Annotated in this window: 19 protein-coding genes and 1 pseudogene; 7 read left to right on the top strand and 13 right to left on the bottom strand. The window is 73.8% G+C overall.

What is annotated here, in order from left to right; all coding sequences use genetic code 11:
- The 4 genes and pseudogenes from ACWGDE_RS20370 to ACWGDE_RS20355 all read right to left on the bottom strand — a co-directional run.
- Window positions 1-220, bottom strand: a pseudogene (locus ACWGDE_RS20370) (sulfate ABC transporter substrate-binding protein); the annotation flags it as partial.
- 297 nt (window positions 221-517) lie between these two features.
- Entirely contained in the window at window positions 518-589 is a 72-nt protein-coding gene (locus tag ACWGDE_RS20365; RefSeq protein WP_362306379.1) for a putative leader peptide, read from the bottom strand.
- A 180-nt stretch (window positions 590-769) separates the two neighbouring features.
- Window positions 770-1,228 carry an RrF2 family transcriptional regulator gene (locus tag ACWGDE_RS20360; protein ID WP_453390394.1) on the bottom strand — a complete coding sequence of 153 codons (459 nt, stop codon included), beginning with the start codon at window positions 1,226-1,228 and terminating at the stop codon, window positions 770-772.
- 118 nt (window positions 1,229-1,346) lie between these two features.
- Window positions 1,347-2,561: an acyl-CoA dehydrogenase gene (locus ACWGDE_RS20355; protein WP_453390393.1), complete on the bottom strand. Its 1,215-nt coding sequence runs from the start codon at window positions 2,559-2,561 to the stop codon at window positions 1,347-1,349.
- 490 nt (window positions 2,562-3,051) lie between these two features.
- Between ACWGDE_RS20355 and ACWGDE_RS20350 the strand changes: the two genes are divergently transcribed.
- The gene (locus ACWGDE_RS20350) at window positions 3,052-3,459 is read left to right on the top strand and encodes a YciI family protein (protein WP_453390392.1); all 408 of its coding nucleotides are present in this window, start codon (window positions 3,052-3,054) and stop codon (window positions 3,457-3,459) included.
- Window positions 3,460-3,467: 8 nt separating this feature from the next.
- Window positions 3,468-4,613: an RNA polymerase sigma factor gene (locus tag ACWGDE_RS20345; protein WP_453390395.1), complete on the top strand. Its 1,146-nt coding sequence runs from the start codon at window positions 3,468-3,470 to the stop codon at window positions 4,611-4,613.
- Window positions 4,614-4,638: 25 nt separating this feature from the next.
- On the opposite strand, the gene ACWGDE_RS20340 is transcribed toward ACWGDE_RS20345, so the two are convergent.
- Window positions 4,639-5,019 carry a VOC family protein gene (locus ACWGDE_RS20340; protein WP_453390391.1) on the bottom strand — a complete coding sequence of 127 codons (381 nt, stop codon included), beginning with the start codon at window positions 5,017-5,019 and terminating at the stop codon, window positions 4,639-4,641.
- A 52-nt stretch (window positions 5,020-5,071) separates the two neighbouring features.
- The gene (locus tag ACWGDE_RS20335; RefSeq protein ID WP_453390390.1) at window positions 5,072-7,054 is read right to left on the bottom strand and encodes an ABC transporter ATP-binding protein; all 1,983 of its coding nucleotides are present in this window, start codon (window positions 7,052-7,054) and stop codon (window positions 5,072-5,074) included.
- Window positions 7,055-7,193: 139 nt separating this feature from the next.
- Between ACWGDE_RS20335 and ACWGDE_RS20330 the strand changes: the two genes are divergently transcribed.
- On the top strand, window positions 7,194-9,296 hold the full coding sequence (locus tag ACWGDE_RS20330; protein WP_453390389.1) for an AMP-binding protein: 2,103 nt from the start codon (window positions 7,194-7,196) through the stop codon (window positions 9,294-9,296).
- On the opposite strand, the gene ACWGDE_RS20325 is transcribed toward ACWGDE_RS20330, so the two are convergent.
- Window positions 9,239-11,239 carry a GNAT family N-acetyltransferase gene (locus tag ACWGDE_RS20325; RefSeq protein WP_453390388.1) on the bottom strand — a complete coding sequence of 667 codons (2,001 nt, stop codon included), beginning with the start codon at window positions 11,237-11,239 and terminating at the stop codon, window positions 9,239-9,241. The two genes, ACWGDE_RS20330 and ACWGDE_RS20325, sit on opposite strands and share 58 nt — an antisense overlap.
- 103 nt (window positions 11,240-11,342) lie before the next feature.
- On the opposite strand from ACWGDE_RS20325, the gene ACWGDE_RS20320 reads away from it, so the two are divergent.
- Complete coding sequence (locus ACWGDE_RS20320; protein WP_453390387.1) at window positions 11,343-11,765, top strand: DUF350 domain-containing protein; 423 nt, start codon at window positions 11,343-11,345, stop codon at window positions 11,763-11,765.
- Between the two features lie 95 nt (window positions 11,766-11,860).
- Here ACWGDE_RS20320 and ACWGDE_RS20315 read toward each other — a convergent pair whose 3' ends face one another.
- From ACWGDE_RS20315 to ACWGDE_RS20300, 4 genes are all read right to left on the bottom strand, one after another.
- Window positions 11,861-13,081 (bottom strand): acyltransferase family protein, encoded by a 1,221-nt coding sequence (locus ACWGDE_RS20315; RefSeq protein WP_453390386.1) that lies wholly within the window; start codon window positions 13,079-13,081, stop codon window positions 11,861-11,863.
- Window positions 13,078-14,130: an alpha/beta hydrolase gene (locus tag ACWGDE_RS20310; protein ID WP_453390385.1), complete on the bottom strand. Its 1,053-nt coding sequence runs from the start codon at window positions 14,128-14,130 to the stop codon at window positions 13,078-13,080. The genes ACWGDE_RS20315 and ACWGDE_RS20310 overlap by 4 nt, the downstream gene beginning before the upstream one ends.
- Before the next feature lie 111 nt (window positions 14,131-14,241).
- The gene (locus ACWGDE_RS20305; protein ID WP_453390384.1) at window positions 14,242-14,925 is read right to left on the bottom strand and encodes a response regulator; all 684 of its coding nucleotides are present in this window, start codon (window positions 14,923-14,925) and stop codon (window positions 14,242-14,244) included.
- Window positions 14,922-16,298 carry a sensor histidine kinase gene (locus tag ACWGDE_RS20300; RefSeq protein WP_453390383.1) on the bottom strand — a complete coding sequence of 459 codons (1,377 nt, stop codon included), beginning with the start codon at window positions 16,296-16,298 and terminating at the stop codon, window positions 14,922-14,924. The genes ACWGDE_RS20305 and ACWGDE_RS20300 overlap by 4 nt, the downstream gene beginning before the upstream one ends.
- Before the next feature lie 158 nt (window positions 16,299-16,456).
- On the opposite strand from ACWGDE_RS20300, the gene ACWGDE_RS20295 reads away from it, so the two are divergent.
- Complete coding sequence (locus ACWGDE_RS20295) at window positions 16,457-17,404, top strand: AEC family transporter (RefSeq protein ID WP_453390382.1); 948 nt, start codon at window positions 16,457-16,459, stop codon at window positions 17,402-17,404.
- A 24-nt stretch (window positions 17,405-17,428) separates the two neighbouring features.
- Here the strand turns inward: ACWGDE_RS20295 and ACWGDE_RS20290 are convergent, their stop codons facing one another.
- Complete coding sequence (locus ACWGDE_RS20290; RefSeq protein WP_453390381.1) at window positions 17,429-17,920, bottom strand: SRPBCC family protein; 492 nt, start codon at window positions 17,918-17,920, stop codon at window positions 17,429-17,431.
- Between the two features lie 214 nt (window positions 17,921-18,134).
- On the opposite strand from ACWGDE_RS20290, the gene ACWGDE_RS20285 reads away from it, so the two are divergent.
- Both ACWGDE_RS20285 and ACWGDE_RS20280 read left to right on the top strand, forming a co-directional pair.
- Window positions 18,135-19,175: a vWA domain-containing protein gene (locus tag ACWGDE_RS20285; protein WP_453390380.1), complete on the top strand. Its 1,041-nt coding sequence runs from the start codon at window positions 18,135-18,137 to the stop codon at window positions 19,173-19,175.
- A gap of 161 nt (window positions 19,176-19,336) precedes the next feature.
- A complete protein-coding gene (locus tag ACWGDE_RS20280; RefSeq protein WP_453390379.1) occupies window positions 19,337-19,717 on the top strand; it encodes a hypothetical protein in 381 nt (126 codons plus the stop codon).
- On the opposite strand, the gene ACWGDE_RS20275 is transcribed toward ACWGDE_RS20280, so the two are convergent.
- Window positions 19,671-20,487 (bottom strand): trypsin-like peptidase domain-containing protein (locus ACWGDE_RS20275; protein WP_453390378.1); only part of this gene is annotated, 817 nt, incomplete at its 5' end. The genes ACWGDE_RS20280 and ACWGDE_RS20275 overlap by 47 nt on opposite strands.

The following is a 20,487-nucleotide window of genomic DNA, read 5'->3' as shown; positions in this document are numbered from 1 at the left end:
CCTGGAGGCCGACGAGCGCGGTGGCGTGGGTCAGGTTCGGGAAGTAGCCGATGCGGACCTCGGACGCGGAGAGCGGCTTGCCGGCGTCCGCGACGGCGGGCTTGTCCTTGGGCTCGTCCTTCTTGGCCTCGGAGCCGTAGCCGCAAGCGGTGAGGAGCACGGGAAGCGTCGCGGTGACGGCGATGGCGCGCAGGATGTTGAGCGGTCTTGCGGCAGACACGGAGGTGTCCTTTCACGGGAGGGTGTTCAGGGAAGTACGGAGAGCGGAGACGGGTGGGGCGAGGTCATCGGCACGCACGGCACCCACTCCCGGCCGTCGCCGGCCGGGTCGCGGCGGCGGGCCGGGAACGGATGGGTGTCGCGGGCGCTGGGGCCGGCCATCGAGCCCGTACGTCGCACGCCCGCGCCGGAAGGCGTGCGGGGGGCGAGGTCCGGCCGAGGGTCCCTGGCCGACGGAGAGCGGGGCGGCGCAGCGCCCCGGCGTGTTCCGCGTACGGGGCCAGGCCCTGCGGAGGTGTCAGGCAGGCTGACAGATGGCGCTGGACGTACGGACCAGGTCGATGTGCCGACGGGAAGTCAGGGGCAGCATCCGGCCTGCGTGATGCGGAGTTCGCACGGCCACCTCCCTGGATTCCTAGTTTTCCCACCTGGTTGGTAGGCATCTTGGCAGACAGGAAGACCCGTCCCAAGAGGCTGACCACATGATGGACGCGAACGTCTCGGGATGCGAGAACATGCAGGTGGGGAGGGGGTCGGGGAGGCCGACGGATCAGGGATTGGTCCAGGCGTCCGGGGTGCGGGCCAGCGCGGAGACGTCGGCGGGCAGGTCGGACGCGGCGACGTCGGCCAGCGACACGCCGTCGAGGATCTCGCGCACGTTGGCGCGCAGCGCGATCCACAGGGGGAGGAGCGCCTCGGCGGGGCCGGTGTAGGAGAGGTCCGGGGGACGGACCCCGCGCACCGAGACGAGCGGCCCGTCCACGACGCGGATGACGTCCGCGATGCTGATCGACTGGGCGGGTTTGGCCAGCCGGTAGCCGCCGTTGCCGCCGCGCTGGCTGAGTACGAGACCGCCCCGGCGCATGTCGTTGAGGATGCCCTCGAGGAACTTGTGCGGAATGTCCTGGGCGTCGGCGATCGCTTCGGCCTTCAGCGGCCCGTCGTCCTGCGACGCGGCAAGCTGCAGTGCGGCACGTACCGCGTAGTCCGCCCTGGCTGAAATCCGCATGCGGACATTATCCCGTACGTTCTCCGCCCGGCGTTCCGCGGCGGGTACGCGGCCGGCTGCCGGGCGGGTGCCCGTGCCCGGCAGCCGCCGGTATCCGTGGTTCGTCCCCTGCCCGGTGTCAGTGGAAGGCCGCCGCCACCGCGCGGTGGGAGCCGTTGAGGTAGTGCTCGCCGATGGAGCGCAGCCGGTGTGCCACGGGGTAGTGGGCCGTCAGGACGCGGGCGTTGCGCCAGAAGCGGTCCAGGCCGGGGGCGTCGGCGAGTTCCAGCACCCGCGCGGTGACGTGCAGGGCCGCCTTCGAGGTCACCGTCTCGGCTGTGGCGACCAGGGCGGCGACCCCCGCGGGCTCCTCGGCGTCGAGCTGCGCGCCCGTGTCGAGGGCCTGCGCCATCACCTCCGTCGCCCGGTCGACCACGGCGGTGGCCGTCTGGGCGGCGGAGGCCAGTTCCCCGTAGGTCAGGAAGAGGTCCGGGTCCGCACCGGGCAGCCGGTACGCGCGGCCGCCCCTGCTGAGGTCGCGCGCTTCGCTGAGGGCGCCCTCGACGATGCCGAGCCCGACGTGACACAGGGCGAGCCGCAGCGCCGGTTCGGCGAGCGCGGTGAACGGCGCGGTCGTCTCCTCGTCGTGCGGCCGACGGCCCAGCACCTGTCCGGAAGCGATGTCGACCCGGTCGAAGAGCACCTCGCCCGCGCCGACGACGCGCTGTCCGAGACGGTCGTGGGCGGGGTCGACGGTCATGCCCGGCGTGCCGGGCGGGATCCGTACGACCAGGACCTCACCGGTCACGGCGCAGACGGCGTCGACGACGATCCGGTCGGCGACGGCCGCGGCCGTGTCCACGAACCGGCAGCCGTTCAGCACGTATCCGGTGCTGCGCGGCTTCAGCGTGAGGTCAGGGCCGGCGGTGTCCTCGCCGGGTGCGGGTGTCCGGATCGCACCGGTCCACAACCAGTGCTCGCGCACCGACTCCTCTTCGAGGGCGGTCGCGTGCTGCCGGCTCGCGTAGAACCGTCCGCTCCACGTGTGGACGTAGTGGCGGGCGAGCACGTCGCCGACGGAGCTGTCCGCCGCGGCGATCCTCCGTATGACGGCGCATCCGGTGCGCCAGTCCACCCCGCGGCCGGGCGCGGGCGGGGTGAGGGCCGCCAGCAGTCCGGCCTCGCGGAGCCGGGCCGCCTCGTCGGTCGGTTCCCTGCCCGCCTGGTCGCGGGGGATGGCGTCCGCGGCGAGGTCGTCCGCCACGTCGCGGGCGGTGCGCAGGACTGCCGCGCGGCGCTGCTCGTCGGCGGATCGACGGACGGCGGTGCCCGGTGCCGTCGGGTTGGCCGTCACTGACAGGCCCCGGTGCCGTCGCGGGGCGCGGGGTCCGGTCTTGCGGCGGTGCCATGGGCGATGGCGGTGGTCATGTCGGCTACTCCGGAACGTTGTCGGGAGGCGTCGCCCGGTTGCTGCGCCTGCTGTGGGAGGGGATGCCGGTCGTATCCGCGGGCCCGTTCGGGCGCCGGGCACCGCGCCCGGCCAATGCCGGGGGATCCGACGCCTTGACGTGCCTCACTTCGTCAAATCCCCACCTTTCCCATCGGATTGATAGGAATACTTGCCCGAACTGGCCTCCGGGGCAAGGGTGCGACCGGATCGTGGACAGCGCCGTCTCGATATGAGAGATGAGAGAGGGTGAGTACTCGGATCGATGGGCACGGGTCGGTGCCGGGAGAAGAGAACCGAAATATTTCCGACGGCGATGTCGAGAACGCGTGCCCGGCTCCGTCCCCGTAGTGAACGCGACCAGAATGGGGGTCGCACCAGGACCGAGGAGAACGCGATGGCCAAGTACTTGCTGCTCAAGCACTACCGAGGCGCCCCGGCGGCGGTCAACGACGTACCCATGGACCAGTGGACGCCCGAGGAGATCTCGGCCCACGTCCAGTACATGTACGACTTCGCGGCCCGTCTCGAGGGGACCGGCGAGTTCGTCGACGGTCAGGCGCTCGCCCCCGAGGGGGCGTGGGTCCGCTACGACGGCGAGGGGCGCCCGCCGGTCACCGACGGCCCGTTCGCCGAGACCAAGGACCTCGTCGCCGGCTGGATGATCATCGACGTCGACAGCTACGAGCGCGCCGTCGAGCTGGCCGGGGAACTGTCGGCCGCGCCCGGGGCCGGCGGGAAGCCGATCCACGAATGGCTGGAGGTGCGCCCCTTCCTGGCCGCGCCTCCCGCCATCACGGAGTGAGCCCCCACATGGACGAGGCCCTGCTCCGGAGCCTCACTCCGGGCGTCCTCACCGTCCTCGTCCGCCGCGGAGCAGATTTCGCGGCGGCCGAGGACGCCGTGCAGGACGCGCTCGTCGAAGCGGTCCGCACCTGGCCGGCCGACCCTCCGCGCGACCCGAAGGGCTGGCTGGTCACCGTGGCCTGGCGCCGGTTCCTCGACGCGACCCGGGCGGACACCGCCCGCCGCCGGCGGGAGGACCTCGTCGACGAGGAGCCGGTGCCCGGACCCGCGCCCGCGGTGGACGACACGCTCCAGCTCTACTTCCTGTGCGCCCACCCGTCGCTCACGCCCGCGTCCGCCGTCGCGCTCACCCTGCGCGCGGTCGGCGGGCTGACCACCCGCCAGATCGCCCGGGCCTACCTGGTGCCCGAGGCGACCATGGCCCAGCGCATCAGCCGGGCCAAGCGCACCGTCTCCGATGTCCGGTTCGACCAGCCCGGCGACGTCGCCACCGTGCTCCGCGTCCTCTACCTGGTCTTCAACGAGGGCTACTCGGGCGACGTGGACCTCTCCGCGGAGGCCATCCGGCTCACCCGGCAGCTCGCGGCCGCCATCGACCACCCCGAGGTGGCCGGGCTGCTCGCCCTCATGCTGCTCCACCACGCCCGGCGCTCCGCCCGGACCGCGCCCGACGGCAGCCTGGTCCCGCTCGCCGAGCAGGACCGCACCCGGTGGGACACCGGGGCGATCGCCGAGGGGGTCGGGATCCTGCAGGCGGCCCTCGCCCGCGACCGGCTGGGCGAGTTCCAGGCCCAGGCCGCCATCGCGGCGCTGCACGCCGACGCGCGCACCGCGGGGGAGACCGACTGGGTACAGATCGTCGAGTGGTACGACGAGCTCGTGCGCGTGACCGACAGTCCGGTCGTCCGGCTCAACCGTGCGGTGGCCGTCGGCGAGGCCGACGGAGCGCGCGCAGGCCTGGCGGCGCTCGCGGCGCTGGACGACTCCCTGCCCCGCCACACCGCGGTGGCGGCCTACCTCCACGAACGCGACGGAGACCTGACGACGGCGGCACGGCTGTACTCCGAGGCCGCCCGCACGGCGCCCAACCTGGCGGAACGCGACCACCTGACCCGTCAGGCCGCGCGGCTCAACGCCCGCGCCGGCCGCTGACGGACCGTGCCCGGACGGCGTCCGGTCAGCCCGCCGGGGCCGTGCGCGGGGTGGTCTGCTGGACCGCCCAGCCGTTGCCGTCCGGGTCGGAGAAGTAGACGAAGGAACCCCAGGGCAGGTCCTGGATCTCCGTGACCTCGATGCCGCGGCCCTTGAGGTCGGCGAACGCCTCCTCGATGTCCGCGACCACGACCTGCATGTTGTCCAGCGAGCCCGGGGTCATCCGGGTGAGGCCCTTGCCGAGGGCGATCGAGCAGGCCGATCCCGGCGGGGTCAGCTGGACGAAGCGGATGTCCTCGCTGACCGTGACGTCGTGGTCGGCGTGGAAGCCGACGCGTTCGTAGAAGGCCTTGGCCCGGTCGACGTCGGTGACCGGGACGGCGACCAGTTCGAGTTTGATGTCCATCGGCAGTTCCTGCTCCCAGTGCTGAGGGGTGGGCGTGCGGGCCTGTCGGCCATCATCCGCCGGACGGGGCCGCCGCGCCGCCCGGAACGGCCTCCGCCGACGGCGTGTCCGCGCCGGTGATGCCGGAGGCGTCCCCGTCCGGACCGGTGGGGGCGCCGGTGTCCCCGTCAGGACCGGCCGTCGCGAACTGGGTGCGGTACAGCTCCTCGTACCGGCCGCCCGCCGCCAGCAGCCCGGCGTGGGTGCCGCGTTCCACGATGCGGCCGTCCTCCACCACGAGGATCAGGTCGGCCGCCTGCACGGTCGAGAGCCGGTGTGCGATCACCACGGCGGTGCGGCCCGCCAGGGCCTCGCCGAGCGCCTCCTGGACCGCCGCCTCCGACGTGGAGTCCAGATGGGCGGTGGCCTCGTCCAGGATCACCACCCGCTGCCTGGCCAGCAGCAGCCGCGCGATGGTGAGCCGCTGGCGCTCACCGCCCGACAGCCGGTAGCCGCGCTCGCCGACGACCGTGTCGAGCCCGTCCGGGAGCGAGGCCACCAGTCCGTCCAGGCGGGAGCGGCGCAGGGCCTCCCAGATCTCGTCCTCGCCCGCCTCCGGACGGGCGAGCAGCAGGTTGGCCCGTACCGACTCGTGGAAGAGGTGGCCGTCCTGGGTGACCATGCCCAGCGTGTCGCGGATGGAGTCGGCGGTGAGGTCCCGTACGTCGATCCCGCCGATGCGGACCGCGCCCTCGTCGGTGTCGTACAGCCGGGGGAGCAGCTGGGCGATCGTGGACTTGCCCGCGCCCGAGGAGCCGACCAGGGCGATCATCTGGCCGGGCTCGGCGCGGAAGGACACCTCGTGCAGCACCTCGGTACCGCCCCGGGCGTCGAGGGTCGCGACCTCCTCCAGGGAGGCGAGCGAGACCTTGTCGGGGGAGGGGTAGCCGAAGGAGACCCGGTCGAACTCCACCGCCACCGGCCCGTCCGGGACCCGGCGGGCGTCCGGCTTCTGGGAGATCAGCGGCTTCAGGTCGAGGATCTCGAAGACCCGCTCGAAGCTGACCATCGCGCTCATCACTTCCACCCGCGCCCCGGCGAGAGCCGTCAGCGGCGCGTACAGCCTGGTCAGCAGGAGGGCGAGGGCGACGACGGAGCCCGCGTCCAGGGTGCCGCGCAGCGCGTAGTGGCCGCCGAGCCCGTAGACGAGCGCCAGGGCCAGCGCGGAGACCAGCGTCAGGGCGGTGATGAAGGCGGACTGGGCCATCGCCGTGCGGATGCCGATGTCGCGGACCCGGGCCGCCCGGGCCGCGAACTCCGCCGACTCGTCGGCCGGCCGCCCGAACAGCTTCACGAGCGTCGCGCCCGGCGCGGAGAACCGCTCGGTCATCTGCGTGCCCATCGAGGCGTTGAGCGCCGAGGCCTCGCGCTGCATCGCCGCCATCCGCGCCCCCATCCGGCGGGCGGGCAGCACGAACACCGGCAGGAGCACCAGGGCCAGCAGGGTGATCTGCCAGGAGATGCCCAGCATCACGGTCAGGGTCAGCAGCAGGGTCACCGTGTTGGCCACCACCCCCGAGAGGGTGTTGCTGAAGGCCCGCTGCGCGCCGATCACGTCGTTGTTGAGCCGGCTGACCAGGGCCCCGGTGCGGGTCCGGGTGAAGAACGCCACCGGCATCCGCTGCACGTGGTCGAAGACCGCCGTCCGCAGGTCCAGGATCAGCCCCTCGCCGAGGGTGGCCGACAGCCGGCGGACGAGCAGCCCGAGGGCCGCCTCCGCGAGCGCGATCAGCGCGATGAGGAGGGCGAGGCGGGTGACCGTACCGCTCTCGCGGCCCTCGACGATCGCGGTGACCACCCGGCTCGCGAGCACCGGCGTGGCCACCGCGAGCAGCGCGGTCACCACGCTGAGCAGCAGGAAGAGCGTCAGCCCGCGACGGTGCGGGCGGGCGAAGGCGGCGACGCGGCGCAGTCCGGCCCGCGAGAGCGGGCGCCGCTCCTGCTGGGCGTTGACGGCGCTGTGGAGCGATGTCCAGGCGGTGACTTCCATATCCATGCGCCGAACGCTATGACCTCAACCAAACTCGAGGTCAAGGGAAAGGGTTCGGCTCACTCCGATCCATCGCCAACTCCCTCTCGTTCGAGGGATTTTCGGATCCCTCGTGCGGGTCCGGACCCGGTGGCAGAATCAGGCCATGACGCAGGGATCAGAGTCCTCCACGCACACTGGCCGGCGCACCGACGACACCGTTCTGACCCGCTTCGAGCGCTGGGCCCGCGACACCCCCGGCGCCCAGGCCGTCGCCGCCGGCACCGAGAGCCTCACCTACGGACAACTCGACGCACGCGCCAACCAGTTGGCGCACCACCTGCTGAACACCGGACTGCCCGGCCGGGCCGTCGTCGCCGTGGGCGCCGGTCCCCGGGCCGGACTCCTCGTCGCCCTCCTCGGCATCCTCAAGGCCGGCGCCGCCTACACCGTCGTCGACACCGACAACCCGCGCACCGGGCGGCTCCAACTCGCCGCCGCCCGGCCCTTCGCCCTGCTCGCCGACGGCCCCGACCAGGCGCGCCTGGACGACGGCGCGGAGCTGCGGGTGATCCGCCTCGACACGGAGGCGGCCGCGATGGGCGCGCTGTCCACCGACCCGCCGGTCCGCACCCCGCGCGTCCCGCAGGCCCGTACCGACCGGGCCCACGCGGGCCCGGCCCCGGCCGCGCAGGAAGACACCGCCGCCGTGCTGTTCACCGGGGGCGCGGACCGGCGGGCCGTGCCCGTCGGCCACGGCACGCTCCTCGCCGCCCACGAAGGCTGGGCCGGGGCGGCCGGGCTGACCCCCGAGGACCGGCACCTGATCACCGCCGGCCCCGACCTCACCGCCTTCGCCGCCGGATGGACGCGAGCCCTGTGCGGGGGAGGCGCCCTCGTCCTGCCCGAGGGCCCGCGCTGGACGCCCGAGTCGCTGCGCCGCGCGATCGACGCCCAGCGCGTCACCGTCCTGCACACCGACCCGGGCACGGCCACCCAGCTCCTGGTGCGCGACAGCGAAGCGACCCTGTCGCGCACCCTGCGCCGCCCGGACGAGGGCCTGCGGTCCCTGCGCATGGTCACCGTCACCGGCGACCGCCTCTACCTCGACGAACACTCCGCCCTGCTCGCCCGGCTGCGGTCCGGCGCACGGCTGCTCAACGTCTACGGGCTCACCGAGGCGGCGGGCACCGGAGCCTGGTTCGAACTTCCGCAGCTCGCGGGCCCGTTGGACGGGTCCGAGGAACTCTCGCTGATCGGCACGCCCTTCCCCGGCTGCCATCTGGACGTGCGCGACGGGGAAATCCGCCTCACCGCGCGGGCCGACGGAGCGGCGATCCCGACCGGCGACCTGGGGACACTGCGCCCGGACGGGCTGCTGGAGTTCGGCGGCCGGATCCGCGACCGGATCACCGGCGACGACGGCTCCTTCGACCCGCACCCCGTCGAATCCGCCATCCGGAGCCACGAGGGGGTCGGCGGAGCGATCCTGGCCGAGGTCCGGGGCGCCGGCCGGGGCAAGAACGCGCGGCCGATGCTCGTCGCCTACCTCGCCCCGGCCCCGGAGAACGACACCTCGCCCCCGGGCGCCGACCTCCCCGACAGCGGGGAGCTGCGCCGCCACCTGGCGGGCAGGTTCCCGGCGGACCGGATGCCGCGCGCCGTGTTCCGGCTGCCACGGCTGCCCCGGGACCGGGCCGGCCGCGAACAGCGGACCGTCCTGCCCCTGCCCACGTGGTCGGGCGTGGGCGGGGTGACCACCGGCGGGGGCAAGTACGGGGCGAGCGCGGGGGCAGGGGGGTCCGCGGGTTCCTGGGCGCCCGCGTCCTGCTTCTTCGGCGGGATCGCGCTGATCGTGGTGGGAGCCTTCGCCATGGCCGCGGCCTCGCTCTTCTGGCCGGGATCGATGGACCTCACCGGCGTCCCGAACCCGTACGCGACGCTCTTCTTCCTCCTCTACCTGTTCGAGTCCTGGGCGTTCGCCGCCGGTCTGGTGTTCCTGTTCGCGGGCCGTTCCCGGATGCGCCGCCACGGGCGCCGCGGTCGGCGCATCACCGCGGCCGCCCATCTGGCGATCGTCTACCTGCTGGCCGCCTGGTGGCCGCAGGACAACTTCTACCGGCTCGCCGCCAAACAGGACTGGCCGCAGCAGGCGGCCCTCGTCTACGCCTTCAACATCCCGCTGATGATCGCCGCCGGCATCGTGGCGGTCTACGCCTCCCGCCCGCCGCTCAACGTCTTCGACGTGGAGCCCGACAAGACCGGCTGAGACCGGCCCCAGTCGATCCGCTCGAACATCGCGCCGACCGACAGCGCCTCCGTACGCACCAGCCGCTCGGCCGCGTCCAGCACCTCCCTGTTGGTCGCGGCCACCAGGGCGCCCATCCAGGGCGCCGGTTCGAAGGCGCCGGTCGGGATGGCGGGGACGAACACCGCCCCGATCGCCGCGCACCGGCGGGACAGTTGCTCGCACAGGTCGTCGAACGCGGCCTCCGGCAGGCGGGCGCCCAGCTCCACCCGGTCGGCGATCCGCACGAGGTGCCCGGCGCCCCGCAGTTCGTCGAGCCGGGCCGCCACCATGAAGGCCACGGACGGTCCGGTCAGGCGCAGGTTCGTCTCCGTCGGCGCCAGCCGGCCCGTGCCGTCGGCGACGAAGTCGATGTCGAACCAGCCCCGGTAGCCGGCGGCCGACAGCTCCCGGCCCACCGCCTCCCCGAAGGCCGCCATCGGCTTCCCGGCCCACTCCGGCACCACCCCCGGCCCCACCGTCGCCCCGCGGTACGCGCCCGCCGTCACGTCCATCACCGCCCCGCCGACCTCGTGCGCCCGGCCCCGCGCGTCCACGAACCCGTCGTACGTGAGGTCGCGCGGCTCCCGCCCGTCCGCCGGGCCGGACACGTACTCCTCCACCAGCAGCGGTCCGCGCGGCAGCGCGCGCAGCACCGCCCGGGCCCCGCCGGCCGCGCGGACCCGCTCGGGGGTCACCACGGTGGTCCCCGAACCCCCGACACCGTGCTCCGATTTGAGAACGGTGCTCTTCCCCGCCCGGGCCCGGGCCGCCAGCAGCCGGACCGCAGCCCGCCGGGTGTCCGCCCGCCACTGCGCCGGCAGCCTGATCGCGGGGTGGCCGCCCTCCGCCAGGATCCGGCCGAACAGCCCGTGCGCCGCCGACTTCGACTCGTACCGCAGCTCGCCCGGCCGCCACGGCCGTCCCGCCAGCCGCGCGAAGGGGGCGGTCAGCCCCCACGGTACGAGGGACAGCCCGGCCTCCTCGCCACTCCCGGCCTCCTCGCCACCCCCGGCCCCCTCGCCACCCCCGGCCCCCTCGCCACCCCCGGCCCCCTCGCCACCCCCGGCCCCGTCGGCCCAGGCGGCGCTCCCGGCCGCGGCCCCCGCCCCGCCCCCGGCCCCGGTGAGCCGTGCGGTCAGCGCCGGCCGGGCCCGTACGGCGTCCGACAGGCCCGGGCGGTCCTCCGCGAGCCCGTCGTACACCTCCACCCCGGCGGGCCAGCCCAGTTGGCGCCCGACCAGGGAGATCCAGCCCGCCGGCACCGCGCGCGGCAGCACCAGCGCGGCCGGCCGGGGACTGTAGAAGGCGGCCAGACAGGCGTAGTGGTGCGCGGCCCGCTGCTCCCGGTCCAGGGAGGCGTCGGCGAACTGCGCGTTGTACTCGGCGACGTTGCCCACGTGCACGGCGGCCGCGCCCCCCGTCCAGGCCCGGGCCCAGTCGGCCAGCGGTGCGGGCGCCACCTCGAACCGCACCAGCGCGCCGGGGGCCCCCGCGCCGCCCTCCGCCGCGCCCGCGGCCCGGTAGAACCCGGCGGCGTGCGGATCGGAGTCGATCAGCAGCCGGCGGAAACCGAGCCCGGCGGCGCGCCGCAGCACGTCCCGGTAGAGCAGGCGTCCCACGCCCCGTCCGATGGCGGCCGGCTCCACGAAGAGCAGCCCGAGCCGGCCGATCGGTGGCTCCCCGTCCAGGGAGGCGAGCCCGAGCACCGGCGCGCCGCTGCCGTCGCCGTCACCCCGGTGGCCGCCGGCACCGCCCTCGGCGACGACGATCCTCCGCAGCACCTCGTCCCCGGCCACGATCCGCAACTCGGGCGCGCACGCGGCCAGGAACCCCGCGTCGTACCCCCAGTGCGCCTTCGACCGCATGACCAGCTCCGTCAGCGCCTCCGCTTCCGCGGGCAGCGCGGGCCTGAGCTTTGCCATTTCCTGACCTCCCCATGGTCCGGTGCCATGCCGTGCGATAGATTCGGCCACCGCGACGACAGGCACGCGACCCCTTTCCTACCCACGCGGAGACGGCTTCTCAATGAGCGACATCATCAACGGACTTGGCCGCACCACGGCATTCGGCGGCGTCGGTCTGGTGCTGCTCATCCTCGGCATCGTCCTGGTGGACGTGCTGACCCCCGGCAAGCTGCCCAAGCAGATCTGGGAAGAGCGCAACCGCAACGCCTCCGTCATGCTCTCCTCCGCGCTGCTCGGCATCGGCGGCATCGTCTTCACCTCGATCTGGACGACGTACGACGACTTCGGCAAGGGTCTGCTCTCCACCGCGGCCTTCGGCGTCCTCGGCCTCGTCCTGATGGCGGTGGCCTTCCTGGTGCTGGACCTGGTGACCCCGGGCAAGCTCGGTGCCATCGTGGTCGACCCCGAGCCGCACCCCGCCGTGTGGGTGACGGCCTCCTGCAACATCGCGGTGGCCGCGATCGTCGCCGCCTCCATCGCCTGACGCGGTCCACGACCTCCGCAACACCGAGAGCGCCGCTCCCCCAGGGGAGCGGCGCTCTCGTTCCGTTCCGGTGCTCGCAGGTCCCGCGCCGGCCCTTACGCCAGACCCAGGGCGAAGACCGCGAACCCGGCCGCCAGTACGCCCGCCACGGTCCGGCGCACCGTCGTCGCCTTCGTCCACGGCTCCTCGAACCGGCGCGCGTACCGGGCGATGCCCAGCAGCAGCACCGCGAACACCGGCATCCACGCCAGCCTCGCCGCGATCCACCCCAGGCTGTCCGGCGCCGTCGTCAGCCCCGCCAACGGGCCCGCGAAGGAGCCCGGTACGGCGGCCGCCAGCATCGCCGTCTGGTGCCAGCACAGGATCGTCATCGCGCACAGGTTGATCACGACCACGGGCGCCCACAGCGCCGGCCGGACCAGCAGCCGCGCCAGCCGGTCCCTCAGCAGGATCGCCGCCCCCGACTGGGCCGACGCCAGTGCCAGTACCAGCAGCGACGGCGGATGCGAGTTGGTGCGGGCCTCGCCCGGTACGCCGACCATCGACGCCGGGTAGTGGAAGACCGTCAGCAGCACCGCGAACAGCACGCCCCCGCCCGCCAGCAGCAGCCAGGCCCCGCGCCGCCCGATCCGTCCCTCGCCCCACGACACGCCCAGCTGGTAGGCGAACAGCCAGCCCGGCAGGATGTTCACCAGCGCGAGCCAGCCCGGCACCGAGTCCGCGAAGGGCCCGTAGCGCAGGAAGTCGACCACCGCGACCGAGCCGAGCAGCGGAGCCGCCGCCCAGCCGCCGAGCCGGCGGGCCGCCCGGACGCAGTACGGGGTCAGCGCGGTGACCGCCACGTACACCCCGACGAACCACAGCGGCTGGATCACCAGCGTGGCCCCCGTCCGCAGCGTGGCCTCCGGTACCCCGGCCGCGTACAGCACGGGCGCGGCCAGCGCCCACACCGCCGTGACCCCGAGCACCGGACGCCCCAGCCGGGCGATCCGGCCCTTCAGCCAGGCCCCCGTGGTGCCGGTGCGCCGCCGGAAGGAGAGCACCGAGGCGTAGCCGCCCACCAGGAAGAAGATCCCGAGCATCTGCAGCAGCCAACTGGCCGGGGCCAGGCCGCCGAAGGCGGAGAGCGGGCTGGCGTTGTGCAGGGCGCCGTCGGAGTCGAGGGTGAACCCGCCGAGCAGCCAGTGCCCGGTGGGCACGGCCAGCAGGGCCAGCGCCCGCAGTCCGTCGACCGCCCGGTCGCGGTGGGCGGGGGTCTTCGCGTCGATCCGGCGGGCCGCGGCCCGCGCCCGGGTGAGGATGCCCGGCGCGCTCATCGGGAGCCTCCCGTCGCGATCGCGGCGAAGGCCTTCAGGGACCGGGTGCCCGGCGCGAAGTAACCGGTGTGTCCGACCACGTCGGCGGCGGGCACCGGACGGGCGCCGAAGGCCGCCGAGGTGGGGTCGGCTCCGTGGCCGAGTCCGGCGAACTCCACGTTGGGCACGTCGGAGATCCAGTCGGAGGGTCCGCGGGCCGCCCACACGCGGGCGCCGGTGCCCAGTGCGTCGGCCGTGTCCGCGCGCATCCCGGGGGAGCCGAGGGCGACGATGTCGGTGGCGTCCGTGTGCCGGGCGGCCAGCCCGCAGACCACCGAGCCGTAGCTGTGGCAGAACAGCACCGGGTCGGGGGCGCCGACCGCGTCGAGCCCCCGCGTCAGGCGGGCCAGGCGGACCGCGCCCGCCTCGGCGAGCCGCCCCGTCGCCGCGTCCAGTCCCACCCCGACGGGCGTGGTGTAACCGGTCCACGCGATGACGGCGGTCCGGTCGGACGTGGCCTCGCGCAGGGCGCGGGCCATGCCCGCCGGGCCGGTGTGCGCGGCGCGCGGGCGGTCGTAGGTGGTGGCGTCGTTGTCCGAGCCCGGCACGATCACCGAGACGTGCGCCGCCCGCTCCAGGTCGCCGAACACCTCGGCGACCGTGCCGCGGCCGCGCGGGTCGAACGCCAGGATCTGCCGGCCGGGCGCGGCCAGGGAGGCGAAGCGGGCGTCACCCGTCGACAGCACGGCGCGGACGGCCAGCCGGTTGGCCTCGTACCTGAGGGGGAGCGGAGCCCCGTCCAGGTTGCCCACCACCAGCGGGTGGGACCGTACGAGGTCACGCGCCCGCCCGTGGTCCAGCCCGGCGAAGAACCGCGCGACCTCCCGCGGCTCCGCCCGCGCCGGATCCGGCAGCGGCCGCCCGGACACGGACTCGGCCAGCCAGGCGGCGGTGCCCGGCGGCGGCCCGGTGACGGCCGTCTGCGCGTCGGCGGAGGCCCATCCCGCGGTCCCCGCGACGACGGTCGCGGCGACCGCGGCCGTGACCAGTGTCCTTGCGAAGCGGCGCATGCCCCTTCTCCCTTCCTCGTGACGAGGAGGAAGGTAGGAAGGAGGTACCGGCGCGGGCGTCGCACCGTGGAGCCAAGTCGGATGTCATACCCCGGTAGGGGGTGGAGGAGATCAGGCCTTGGTGTCGCCCGGCCGGACCAGGCCCGCCTCGTAGGCGAAGATCACCGCCTGGGCCCGGTCCCGCAGGTCCAGCTTGCCCAGCACCCGCCCGATGTGGGTCTTGACCGTCTGCTCGGCGAGCACCAGGTGTCCGGCGATCTCCTGGTTCGACAGCCCGCGCGCGATGAGCTCCAGTACCTCGGTCTCACGCGGGGTCAGCCCGTTCAGCCGCAGCGCCGGGTTCTTGCGGGGCGCGGGCCGTCGCTCGACGAAGTCCGCGATCAGCCGCCGGGTCACCGACGGCGCCAACAGCGCCTCGCCCGAGGCGACCACCCGGACCGCCGCGATCAGGTCCGCCGGCGGGGCGTCCTTCAACAGGAACCCGGAGGCCCCCGCGCGCAGGGCCTCGTACACGTAGTCGTCGATGTCGAAGGTGGTCAGCATCAGCACCTTCGGCCGGTGCACCACCCCCGGCGGCGGGTCGAGGAGCTCGCGGGCGGCGCTCAGCCCGTCCATCTCCGGCATCCGGACGTCCATCAGCACCACGTCGGGGTGGACCGTGCGCGAGACCTGGACGCCCTGGCGTCCGTCGGGCGCCTCGCCCACCACGTCGATGTCGGCCTGCGCCGACAGCAGTGCGGCGAACCCCGCCCGCACCATGGCCTGGTCGTCGACGATGATCACGCGGATGGTCAAGTCTGTTCCTCTGCCGGGATGTCCAGGGGTAGGCGGGCGGCGACCCGGAAGCCGCCGTCGGGGAGCGGACCGGTGTCCAGCGTCCCGCCCGTCAACCGTACGCGCTCCCGCATCCCCACCAGACCGTGACCGGTGCCCGAGGTCTCCACCGCCACCACCGCGTCCCGCGCCGGGCCGTTGACCACCAGCACGAGGACCTCCTCGGCGTCGAAGGTCACCGACACCCGGGTCGGCGCCCCCGGCGCGTGCCGCACCACATTGGCGAGGGCCTCCTGCACGATCCGGTACGCGGACAGGTCCACGGCCGGCGACGCCGCCCCGTCGGCCCCCGCCGCGAGCGCCAACTCCACCGGCTGACCCGCCCGTACGGTCGCCTCCACCAGCTGCTGCAGCCGGCCGATCCCCGGCTGCGGGGTCCGGTCGGCGCCGCCCGGCTCGTCCCCGCGCAGCACCGTCAGCAGCCGCCGCATCTCGCCCAGCGACTCCCGGGCGCTCGCCGCGATCGCCTCGAACTCCTCGCGCACCGGCCCCTCCATGCCGGGCAGCCGGTACGGCGCCGAATCCGCCTGCACCGTGATCACCGACATGTGGTGGGCCACGACGTCGTGCAACTCGCGCGCGATGCGCGCCCGTTCCTCCAACAGGGTGCGCCGGGCCCGCTCGGCCTCGCTGATGCTCTCCTGCTCGGCGATCTTCTGCCGCGCGTCGCCGAGCCCGCGCAGCGCCCCCGTCAGCGCGAGCACGACCCCGCCCAGCACGAACAGCAGGGCGATGGTGTTGAGGACGCCGGACGGCTGGAAGAAGCCCAGCACCACCCCGGTCGCCCCGGTCACCAGCCACACCCAGACCAGGGTCCGGATGGACTCGCGCAGCCCCAGACAGGCCATCAGCACCAGGTAGCCGACGATCACCATCGGCGTCCACGGCCAGGCGTGCCCCGCCACCTGGTCGGCCCGGGTCAGCACGACGGCCCCGACGGTGTCCGCGAGCAGCACCAAGCCCCAGGCGGGCAGCGGCCGGGTCACCGCGAGCAGCAGCGGCACGGTCTGGGCCACGCCGAGCGCGCCGGCCCACCCGCCGCCCGCCTCGTAGTCGTTGGTCAGCACCACGATGGTCACGGGCAGCAGCGTCATCACGCACACGGCCGTCACGAAGTACGGCAGCATCCGCTGCCAGGCCTTGGGCGCCTGCGCGAACAGCGGTTCGGCCGCCCGCGCGGGCGTGCGCAGCGCCACCGCGAGCTGGGCCGCCCCGCGCGGGTCCCGCGCGGCGGAGGCGGCGGCGCCGGCCGCTCTGGAGGCGGCAGCGGCGGCCGCGGAGGCAGCCTTGGAGGCGGCTGCGGCCGCGGATCGGGATCGGGCTCGGTCGCTCATGATCGGTCCAGCGTATGCGCCCGGACCCGCCCGGGCCCGTACGGCGCCCACCCGCCGGGCGGCCCGCCCACCGCGCCGGTCCACCGGGGCCGCGGACGCGTTCGGCATAGACTGCGCCCGGTCCGGATGATCACAGAACGTCGGGGGAGCGGGAACGCATGGGCGGGGCAGCCGCGCTCGAGAAACTCATACCGGTCGTACTGGCCTTCGGCGGCGGCGTGGTGCTGGCGCGCCGCAAGGTGGTCCCGGCCGAGGCCTCCAAGGTCTTCGCCGACTACGCCTTCCTCTTCGCCGTCCCGTGCTACCTGTTCGGCAACATCTACGCCGCGAACCTCTCGGCCCTCTTCAACTGGAGGGCCATCGGCGGCTACGCGGCCGCCGCCGGCCTCGCGGTCGTGGCGGTCGCCGCGGCCTCGGCGCTGACCGGGCTGCGGGAGCCGCGCGCCGTGGCGCTGCGCGTGATGGCCGGGGTCCAGGTGAACACCGCCTACTTCGCGGTCCCCGTCTTCATCACCTTCTTCGGGACGGCCGCGCCGATCTTCCCGGTGCTCCTCTTCCAGGTGTGCGTCCTGTCGCTCGTGGTCATCTCCATCATGGAACTGGGCCGCGGCGAACCCGGCGCGGGCGGCCCCGGGCAGCGGCTCGCCCGGGCCGTGGGCTCCTCGCTCGTCACCCCGCTGGTGCTCGCCTGCAACGCCGGGATCCTGCTCAACCTGCTCTCCGTGCACGTTCCCGAAGTGGTCCTGGACGGGGCCTCCTTCGTCGGCGACAGCGCCTCCCCGGTGGCGCTCTTCGCGCTGGGCCTCCACCTCGGGGGCATCGGCCTCGACATCCGGGGCACCACCCGCGAGGAACTCGCCCTCATCGGATTCAAGTGCCTTGTCTTCCCGCTGCTCGCCTGGGCGGTGTGCGGGGCGCTGTTCGGGGTCCGGGGCGAGTGGCTCACCTACCTCGTGCTGATCGCCGCGATGCCCACGCCGCAGAACCTGTTCATCTTCGCCCAGCGCTACGACGTGGGTGTGGACCTCTCCGCCGCCGTCGTGATCAAGAGCTCGGTGGTGTCCCTGCTGCTGCTCCCGCTCTGGCTGCAGACCGTGGCGGCGTAGGGGCCGTGGATCCCGGACGCCCGCTCACAGTTCGGCGGCCAGCCGGGCCAGGGTCGTCCGCATGCCGGCACGGTTGACCTCGAGGCGGCGTTGCGGGCCGGTGCCGGCGAAGACGACACCGAGCAGTTCGGTCAGTCGGGCGCCGCGGCCGGTGCGCAGGTCCTGCCAGGTTTCGGTGACGCGGGTGCCGTCGCCGTGCGGCTCGGACCGGTACCCCCAGCGGGCGAGGGGGAGACCGAAGATCCCGCTGTCGAAGACGAACTCCCCCGTTCCCGCGGGCCCCTGAGGAGCCCGCAGGGCGGCGATCCGGCCGACGGTGAACCAGACGAACGGGCCCCTCCTGTTGAACCCGACGAACCGGGAGCCGACCTTCAGCGGCGGGCGCGGCACCCAGACCTTGCGGCACTCCGGGCTCCAACGGCCCATGTTGCGCAGGTCGGAGACCAGCCGGTGGACGTCCGCCGGGGCGGCGCCCACCACGATCTGCTCCTCCAGGGTCCACTGACGCTCGTGCACGGGGCTCCTCCTCCGTCTCGCCGGCCGCTGGGGCACTGGGCGGACCGGGTCCATCCGGTTCGACCCCCAGGTATATCCGACGATCCGCCACGGAAACAGGCCGTGGCGCGGCGTCCGCCCCGGGGCCCTGGCGGCCGTTCGGGAGCCCAGGCCGATTGTCAGTGGTGGCTGAGAGGATAGGAGCATCAAGTCGGGAAAGCACCGGGGAGTGGCTATGTCCGTAACTCAGAACTACATCAATCACGTTGCTCTCGTGCTGGATGCCAGCTCGTCCATGTCGCACCTGAGCCGCAAGGTCGTCGAAGTCGCGGACCAGCAGATTTCCTATCTGGCCCGCCGGTCACAGGAACTCGACCAGGAAACGCGCGTGACGGTGTACGTATTCGCGGACAAGGTGCAGTGCGTCATCTACGACAAGGACGTGCTGCGGATGCCGTCCCTGAAGGAGCTGTACCGGGTCGGTGGAATGACGGCCCTGCTGGCGGCCACGCTCAAGTCGCAGAGCGAGCTGGCGCAGACGGCCCAGCTGTACGGCGACCACAGCTTCCTGACGTTCGTGCTGACCGACGGGCAGGAGAACGCGAGTCACCGCTGCCCGGACGCTCCGGTCAGGAACGCCCGCGCGCTGGTGCGGGCGGTGGCCGACATGGTCGAGAAGCAGGAGGACAACTGGACGCTGGCCGTCCTCGTGCCGGACCAGATGGGCAAGCGCGAAGCCATGCAGTGCGGATTCCCGAAGGACAACATCGCCATCTGGGACGCCACGAGCACGGAGGGTCTGGAAGAGGCCGGCCAGGTAATCCAGGACGCGACCGAGAAATTCATGGTGGGTCGCACCAAGGGAATCCGTGGATCGCGGGCCGTTTTCTCCACCGGCGCCGATACGGTGAACGAGGAAACCATCAAGGCGGCCGGTCTCACCCCGGCGGATCCGTCGGAATACCAGCTGATTCCGGTGGCCCGGGAAGCGGCGATCCGGGATTGGGTCGTCGAATCCGGGAACACCTACCGGACCGGGTGCGCTTTCTATCAGCTGAGCAAGTCGGAGAAGATCCAGGCGCGGAAGAAGATCGCGGTGCTGGAGAAGAAGACGGACCGGGTGTACACGGGGCCGGAGGCCCGCGCCGTGCTCGGCCTGCCGGACACGGAGGTCCGCGTCAAGCCGGACCACAACGACGACTACACGATCTTCGTGCAGAGCACGAGCGTGAACCGGAAGCTGGTGCCGAACACGCGGCTCCTGTTCATGGTCTGAGGTCTCGTACGGTCCGGGTGACCGGCGGATGACCCGTGACGGGGCGGGAGGCCCAAGGCCTCCCGCCCCGTCCGGCTGCCCGCGGGCCCGCAGACCCTTCCGGCCGCCGCTCCGTCGTTCCCCCGGCGGGCTCCGCTCGTTGACCTTGCATGGAGCTGCCGATGATCGCGGCGCCCGGCGTCGGGGAACGGGCCGACGCCGTGGCCGATGCCGCCTGCCACCTCTACGACACCATCGCGCCCTGGGGGCACGCCGCGCCCGGTGGATGGAGCCGCAGCGCCGCCGAGGACGCCGCCGAGGCCATCGAGACGGCCGCGCACGCCCTCGCCCACGCCCACCCGCGCGCCGAGGTCATCCTCGGGCCGGTCCACACCGCGCTCGCGGACCTGCGCCGTCAGCTCGGCCTCGCGCCGGCCGACCCGCTGACCGCGGACGGGGCGCCGCCGACCCCGCGCACGGTGGGCAATCCGCGGCGCACCCGCTGGGTACGGGTGCTCACGCCACCCGCGCCCCGGCAAGAGCCGTCTCGTACAACTTCCTGATGTCGGGGCCGAAGTAGGAGCTGTACGAGGTGTCGGGGGTGTCCCCGCCGGTCTTCCAGCCGCCGATGACCCCGACCACGTCGCCCGTCTCGGTCCGCTCGTCGTACGCGGTCAGGAACGGGCCGCCGCTGGTCCCGCCCGGGTAGCCGGTGCAGTCGATGCGCAGGAACGATCCGGGGATGCCCGGATCGGTGCTGGTGAACTTCGTCGTCCGGTTCACGCACAGCCGCGGCCGGGCGGCGGAGGCCGGATAGCCGATCAGCGACACCTTCTTGTGCGCGTACCCGGCGCCGGTGACCAGCCGGTTGCCGCCCACCACGTCCTCCACCGGGAAACCGTCGGCGTCCGGGCCCACCTGGGCGAAGGCCACGTCGAGCGCGGCGCCCTTGTCCGCGCCGAGCTGGCGGTAGCGCGGATCGATCCACACCTTGGAGCGGCCGCCCGCGTCGCGCAGGATCGGGAACATCCCGTACGGCTGGGGGTTCCCGGCCGTGTACTGCGGTACGAAGGCCACCTGCCGGGCATCGGTCCCCAGCAGGCAGTGCGCCGCGCTGAGCACCAGGTCGCGGCCGGGGGAGGCGACCACGCTCGCGGTGCAGAAGTACGCGCCGCCGGCCTTCATGACGAACATCCGGCCGACGACGGGGATGCCGTCGAAGTCCTGGCCGGTCCCGTCGCCCGCCGCCGGGGCGCCGCCGCGGGTGATCGGGACGGCCGACGCCATCCGGTCGGGGGTCCAGAAGTTCTCCGCCTCCCGGGCGGACCACCGC

The sequence above is a fragment of the Streptomyces sp. NPDC054956 genome (assembly GCF_053609185.1).
The sequence above is the reverse complement of the archived record's forward strand: the minus strand, read 5'-3'. Positions and strand labels throughout refer to the sequence as shown.

Excerpts from the sequence above, each read along its gene's own strand:
- ACWGDE_RS20360 (WP_453390394.1), bottom strand. The coding sequence starts at position 1,228 with ATGCGGATTTCAGCCAGGGCGGACTACGCGGTACGTGCCGCACTGCAG.
- ACWGDE_RS20350 (WP_453390392.1), top strand. The coding sequence starts at position 3,052 with ATGGCCAAGTACTTGCTGCTCAAGCACTACCGAGGCGCCCCGGCGGCG.
- ACWGDE_RS20345 (WP_453390395.1), top strand. The coding sequence starts at position 3,468 with ATGGACGAGGCCCTGCTCCGGAGCCTCACTCCGGGCGTCCTCACCGTC.
- ACWGDE_RS20340 (WP_453390391.1), bottom strand. The coding sequence starts at position 5,019 with ATGGACATCAAACTCGAACTGGTCGCCGTCCCGGTCACCGACGTCGAC.
- ACWGDE_RS20335 (WP_453390390.1), bottom strand. The coding sequence starts at position 7,054 with ATGGATATGGAAGTCACCGCCTGGACATCGCTCCACAGCGCCGTCAAC.
- ACWGDE_RS20330 (WP_453390389.1), top strand. The coding sequence starts at position 7,194 with ATGACGCAGGGATCAGAGTCCTCCACGCACACTGGCCGGCGCACCGAC.
- ACWGDE_RS20325 (WP_453390388.1), bottom strand. The coding sequence starts at position 11,239 with ATGGCAAAGCTCAGGCCCGCGCTGCCCGCGGAAGCGGAGGCGCTGACG.
- ACWGDE_RS20320 (WP_453390387.1), top strand. The coding sequence starts at position 11,343 with ATGAGCGACATCATCAACGGACTTGGCCGCACCACGGCATTCGGCGGC.
- ACWGDE_RS20315 (WP_453390386.1), bottom strand. The coding sequence starts at position 13,081 with ATGAGCGCGCCGGGCATCCTCACCCGGGCGCGGGCCGCGGCCCGCCGG.
- ACWGDE_RS20310 (WP_453390385.1), bottom strand. The coding sequence starts at position 14,130 with ATGCGCCGCTTCGCAAGGACACTGGTCACGGCCGCGGTCGCCGCGACC.
- ACWGDE_RS20300 (WP_453390383.1), bottom strand. The coding sequence starts at position 16,298 with ATGAGCGACCGAGCCCGATCCCGATCCGCGGCCGCAGCCGCCTCCAAG.
- ACWGDE_RS20295 (WP_453390382.1), top strand. The coding sequence starts at position 16,457 with ATGGGCGGGGCAGCCGCGCTCGAGAAACTCATACCGGTCGTACTGGCC.
- ACWGDE_RS20285 (WP_453390380.1), top strand. The coding sequence starts at position 18,135 with ATGTCCGTAACTCAGAACTACATCAATCACGTTGCTCTCGTGCTGGAT.
- ACWGDE_RS20280 (WP_453390379.1), top strand. The coding sequence starts at position 19,337 with ATGATCGCGGCGCCCGGCGTCGGGGAACGGGCCGACGCCGTGGCCGAT.